The sequence below is a fragment of the Marinobacter sp. UBA2498 genome (genome assembly GCF_002341575.1).
GTDB lineage: Bacteria > Pseudomonadota > Gammaproteobacteria > Pseudomonadales > Oleiphilaceae > Marinobacter > Marinobacter manganoxydans.
In genome coordinates, this window is record NZ_DDOI01000127.1 from 1,188 (window position 1) to 3,418 (window position 2,231).

At 56.9% G+C, this 2,231-nt stretch carries 3 protein-coding genes; 1 reads left to right on the forward strand and 2 read right to left on the reverse strand.

The features are described from left to right. The coding region (locus B2W52_RS17755) for a site-specific integrase (protein WP_476738543.1) at positions 1–333 on the forward strand (333 nt) is incomplete at its 5' end. 10 nt (positions 334–343) lie between these two features. Here the strand turns inward: B2W52_RS17755 and B2W52_RS17760 are convergent. Next, entirely contained in the window at positions 344–586 is a 243-nt protein-coding gene (locus tag B2W52_RS17760; protein ID WP_082823771.1) for a helix-turn-helix transcriptional regulator, read from the reverse strand. Next, on the reverse strand, positions 583–2,231 hold a 1,649-nt coding region (locus B2W52_RS17765; protein WP_286803823.1), incomplete at its 5' end, for a DUF927 domain-containing protein. The genes B2W52_RS17760 and B2W52_RS17765, both read right to left, overlap by 4 nt.

Below are 2,231 nucleotides of genomic sequence, written 5' to 3' on the forward strand. Positions count from 1 at the left end.
GTCTTCCCAGCTCGCAGGATCAGCAAAAAAGCACGGACTCCGCACGTATGCGAGAATACGCTCAACCATGCGCTCAAGAAGCTCTTTGAGAAAAAGCTCTTCTCATTTGACAAGCGCCGCGTCCACGATCTTCGCGGCACGGCCCGTACGAAACTGGGTAAGCTCGGCTTTGATGACAATCTGGCCCAACGCTGCCTGAATCAGCTGCCCGGCAACCGGACTGACCGGGTCTATAACAAGCATGCGTATTTTGAAGAACGAAAAGAGGCTCACGAGGCGCTCTGCGAGTGGCTGGCGCCCATCGTGAGAGGTGAAGTCGGCTCTGGAGAGTAAAGGGGCCAGATCAGGCCCCTTGTTGCTCGATCCAGGCCAACAGATCCGATAACCGCCACGCCACCGAGTTGCAGCCTAGCTTGAGCCGTGCCGGAGCCGCTCGCTTTCGTTCCAAGGTCCACCACTGAGTTCGGCTGACGCCGGTAATCGCGCGGCGATCCCCCTCCCGGACCAGTCGCTCACACTGTCCAGAACGAGCCAGAAGCTTGGTGCGCACCTCTTCCGAAGGCGGACTGAAGGTTTTATCAATCATCCTCCTTTAACCTCCGAATCACCAGTGGGAATAGTGGGAAACTGGGAAAGTCCATCTCCATCCGGTAGCGCTTCCCAATACGCCTTGATGCGATCAGGCCACAGGGCGAAAAAACGCTCCGATCGATCCCGCAGTTTGATTTTCATGGTGCCACGGCTCTGCTCATTGGTTTCCATGAAATCTCTCTGAATAAGCGGCTCAATTTCCCGAGTGTATCGACTACGAAGGCCAAGCTCCTTGATCAGAGTATTCTTGGGTATCAGCCACTGCGTCTCACCGGCCACTTTGCGTCGCAGACCAATTGCTCTTCCGTAATCCCCCCGCTCTATGTCAACAAGGCGGTGATTCCATTTGTAAATCGCATCGCGAAGGCGAGCCAAAATGCGGTGCTCCTCCGAATTGAAGATGTGACCTCGGCTCCGAAGCCAGGCTCCAACTGCTTGGTGTACCGCTCGAACTGACTCCGCTTCCGACCAGGGGAGTAGGTAGTTCCGGCAGGCTAGGCACAGAGCAGCGGTGATCAGTGCGAACCGCCTGATCACCCGGAGGACTTGCGAAGCCATATGAGAGGTCTTCCATTGGTCCGTCAACCGGGCGACCTCATTCTGGATATAGCCGGGCAAGTCATCCACATCTTCTGTGAGACGCTCAAGCCAGTGCCGGAACAGCGTGCCATGGTAGTGCCTGGTGCGGCTTTTCAACGCGTCCACGAACTCTTGGGGGCTGCTGAAGCCATGCACCTCGTCAAAGGCTCCAAATTTTCCAAAAACGGGGATCTCGACAAGACGATTCTCTTGGCCGGCTTTAACCGACTTTCCTATTTCCTGAAACACTTCCGACAGCCATACCTCACCAGTACTTAACGCCAGCGTTCGCCAGTGCGTTTGTTCAGCAAGATCCCCTGAGATATTCGCGCGCAGCTTACTGGCACCGGTCATTATGTGATACGTCGCCACATCGACATCTTCCGGCCGAGCCAGGCCAATCTCGTCCAACGCTAACAACATGTCGTTGTGCTCAGCAGCGACGGCTGCCAAGCCATTGGCAGTCGCTACCCAGTTCCTCACGAACGTTGGTGCTCCACAAACACTCGCGGCCACCTGCAGCAACGTCGTTTTCCCGGTGGAGCTATTACCAACCAAGTGAAAGGCCCCATTTTCAAGCTCCGCATGCTTTAGCAGGGGCGCCGCGAGTGCCACCCCGACGCTGAGGATCGCCAGCGGGTTGCCGCCACAGAGCTTCCCCACTTGATTCTGCCAGTCTTGAAGAGACCCGCTTTCCTGGAGCAACGGTGAGGTCGATAGCTGCCCTACAAAGTGGTGCTGCTCATCCGCCTGTCCTGCCGTCCAGCTGCTCGTCGCGAAAATAGGCCCATGCCAGCCGCTGCGGTCGACGGTTGTGGCCGGAGGCGCCTTTGCCATTTCCTCCAGCAAATACCGCTGCAGTCGTGTCCAGCTAATATTGCCGGGTTCGAGGGGATAGCCGGTGTCCACCAACAGCTCTCGTATCTGACGAGCGTTATCACCGTTCAGAGTCCTCGCATACACCACCTCGCGCAGCAGGACGTTGTCCATATTTTTCCACTGCAGCAGCGCGCCGTGGCCGTGTTTTTTATTGGAGAGGCGGGTTCGGGCAACAACCTCCG